Source organism: Rubneribacter badeniensis (genome assembly GCF_002899695.1).
GTDB classification, from domain to species: Bacteria; Actinomycetota; Coriobacteriia; order Coriobacteriales; family Eggerthellaceae; genus Rubneribacter; species Rubneribacter badeniensis.
The window spans coordinates 1-3,185 of record NZ_PPEL01000153.1 but is presented as its reverse complement, the minus strand read 5'-3'; the positions used below and the strand labels follow the sequence as shown (position 1 = coordinate 3,185).

Below are 3,185 nucleotides of genomic sequence, written 5' to 3'. Positions count from 1 at the left end.
TAGCCGGGGCGGCGGGCGCAAACGATGTTGCGGGCGCAACCGGGGCGGCGGGCGTTTCAGGGGCCGCACGACGGACGCCAGACGAGCGGTCGCCCGTCTGGCGTCGGCTGGATGCGGCGGGATGGACGCTGGCAGCGTCCGGCGATGTCTCTGCTTCTTTCATGGTGCTACTGTATCACATTTCCGCGCGGCTTCAGCCATTCCAACCAAGCGCGCGCGTCATCTTCCGTCGCATCAATAAGCCTGATGGTAGTGCCTCCGACACCTGCCGCAGTACGCGCGTTGATGGTGGCCGTCCCCGCAGCTCGTTGAAAAGGATTTGCCTTCGTGTAACCGAACTGTATCTTCGCACGGGGGAAGCTGACCGTCTCGCGCGACAAGCCGCCGTTGCTCACCTGCATGAAGCGGCGGTTGTACGCGAACCCGGAACCGCGATACCACAGCACGGCCCCCACGGCGTCGCCGACGAACAGCACGACCGCGAACACGTACCCGACGACGGCGCACGCGTTCATCACGCCGAGGGCGAACACGTCGTCGAGTGTGTGCGTCGCGTACAGCAAATGCACCGTCAGCTGGAACGCAGCCACGAACACAGCCAGCCACAATCCCGAACCCTGGATGAGGCAGCGCCGGACGAGGGCGCGACGCAGGGCGACGCGGGCCACCGGCTTGTTGTCGACGGGCACGTCGGCGAACTCCGGCACGAGCCCGGCGAGGATCTCGGGTACGCGCTCGAGCTTGACGAAAGGATGGACGACAATGCCTTGGTGGCCAGGACCCTGCTGCTGGCCCTCCTGGCCCTCGGACGCCGCATCGATTCGGCCAAGCGACACCTCGCAGTATCCCAGCAACCGGCGAATGAGGCTCTGGCGCACCACCACCGACTGCACGCGGTCGATGTCCACGCCCTGGAACTGGTGCTGCAGCAGCCCGCGCTCCACCTCGATGCGGCTGTCGCGGCGACGGGCGCGAAACCCGCCGAACGCGATGCATGTGCCCACCGCCGAAAGCGCCCACAGCACGACGGACGCCAGCACGAACGCCGCCACGCCGGCCGCGATGGCGTTGCCGCCGAACAGGCCGACGCCCGTGGACATGAGCGCGTTCATCACCTGGTCGGACGAGCCCATGAACAACGGCAGGATTTCATCGACAAGCTGGGCGAATGCGCCGACAAGGCCGATCACGACCACCAGGAAGGCGGTGTTGTTGGAAAGGCCCGTGAGCACGAGTTCCTTGTTGCTCAGGCCGTACTCGTACGTGACGCGCCCCGTGTCGACGGCGGCGCCGCCGAACACGCCGCGCACGTCGTCCCATATCTCAGCCGGAGCGTCGAGGACGTTGCCCGCTTCCGCAGCGCCAGGGAAGGGGGCGGCGACCGGGCCACCGGGGACGGGAGCGCCGGCCTGAGCGGCGACGGCGTACTGCTTGCGGGCAAACAGCTCGCGACGCAGCTCTTCGGCCCTCGTCTTCTGCACGTAGGGGATCTGCACGGCCTTGTTCGACGCGCCCCCGGCGGTGTCGATGCTCACCGTGCACACGCCGAACACGCGCTGCGGCAACGTCGCGCGCTGATCGACCGATTGGATGCGCTGGTACGGCACGTGCACGCGCTTTTTGTTGAAGATGCCGGAGTAGAGGCTGAACTCCTCGTCACCCAGCTCGTAATACAAGTGCCGATACGACCACCACTGCACGAGAAACACGAGGCCCGCCAGCGCAAGGAAGCCGAGCAGCGCCACGCCGACCATCAGCGCGACAGCAGGCAGACCACCGACAATGCGCGCAAAGCCGCCGTCGGCAAGCGCCCCTATGATGGACGAACCCCCGGCAAACAGCACGATGACGAGGGTGGTGAGGGCCGCCTGGATGCCACCCAGCCAGATGTAGCTGTGGTGCACGTGATGACGCACGGGCTGCTGGAGCGCGGGCTGCGGGGATTCGGGCTGCTGCGGCGCGGGCTGCTGGGGCTGCGAAGGCGGCACCTGCGATTGCGGCGACCAAGCGCCCTGCGAGCTATCCGTCATCACACGTCCTCCCGAGCGAGGCGGGCCAGCTCGGCCGCGCGGTCGCGCAGCTGTTCGGCCACGTCGAAGGCCAGACCGGGGATCTCATGCTCTCCTGCAGCCGTGGCAACCGTGACGCTGGCCAGACCGAACATGCGCAGGATGGGCCCTTGGCGCGTGTCGGTGTTCTGCACGCGGATGAACGGGATGACGAAGCGCTTGCGCCACACGATGCCCCGCGCGATGTCCAGATAGTCGTCGGACAGCTCGTAGCGCCAGCGGGAGAATCGGATGGGCGGCAGCACGACCAGCCACAGCACCAGCGCGAGCGCGTACACGACAAGCGTGACCACCGCGCCGACGACCGCCACCTGCTCCCCGCCCGCCGCGACGACCGCGAACGGCACGAACACGCACAGGAACACAAGAGTGAGCCAGATGGCGTCGTTGATGCGCCAGACGATTTTGACTTTGGGGTCGAGCTGATGCGCCGGAAGTTCTCTCATGGCAGACCTCGTCATCGTAGGGTTTCGGGCAATGCGCGTCCATCATACCAGAGGACCGCGCATCCCTCGCCCGCGCTTCCCCAAGTCCGTTTTTTGCGAATCCCGTTTTCGCGGCGATCCTCGATCCGCACGACGCACGATAGCCATCCTCAAGCCGCACGACGCACGACAGCCCGCATCCGTCTCGAACCGAAAACGCTCCCGAGTGCGCACAGCTCCCTCAATCTTCAGCCGCTCTCGCATTGCGCCCGGAAACCGCTCCAAGCGCAACCCATGATCGGCCACGCTGCGCGATCCGACCGCACGTCGCAACCTGAATCCGATCGCAGCTTGCCAATGCTCTGCAGGCTGGATTCGGCTGTAATTCGCTCATTCGCCTTACTCGCCGCAGTTTCGGATCGAACGCACCTTACGCGCACCCTACGGTAATAAAATTGCGAAAATTTCTTGATATTGTACCGTAATGGGAACCAACACGCCTCCGAAGGGGTTTTCGGAGACGTTTTCGCAACAAAACCAGGGTTTTCAGCGATTCCCGAGCCCCTTGGGGGTGCGGACAAAAAGTTGGACACTCCGGTGTCCGGATTGGAGTCCGCATGTACCCGTTGGAGACCAGGGAGCTCGCCGTGGAGGCCGTCGCGGCGGGGTTCAGCCTGACCGAGGCGGCCGA

2 protein-coding genes are annotated in these 3,185 nt (G+C 65.6%); both read right to left on the bottom strand.

The window, feature by feature from the left end; genetic code table 11:
* Window positions 1-167 precede the first annotated feature (167 nt).
* Window positions 168-2,030, bottom strand: coding sequence for a PH domain-containing protein (locus tag C2L80_RS13360; protein ID WP_103263370.1), 1,863 nt, complete (start codon window positions 2,028-2,030; stop codon window positions 168-170).
* Window positions 2,030-2,515, bottom strand: a complete 486-nt coding sequence (locus C2L80_RS13355; protein WP_103263369.1) for a PH domain-containing protein — start codon at window positions 2,513-2,515, stop codon at window positions 2,030-2,032. Before C2L80_RS13355 ends, C2L80_RS13360 begins: the two co-directional genes overlap by 1 nt.
* Window positions 2,516-3,185: the final 670 nt, after the last annotated feature.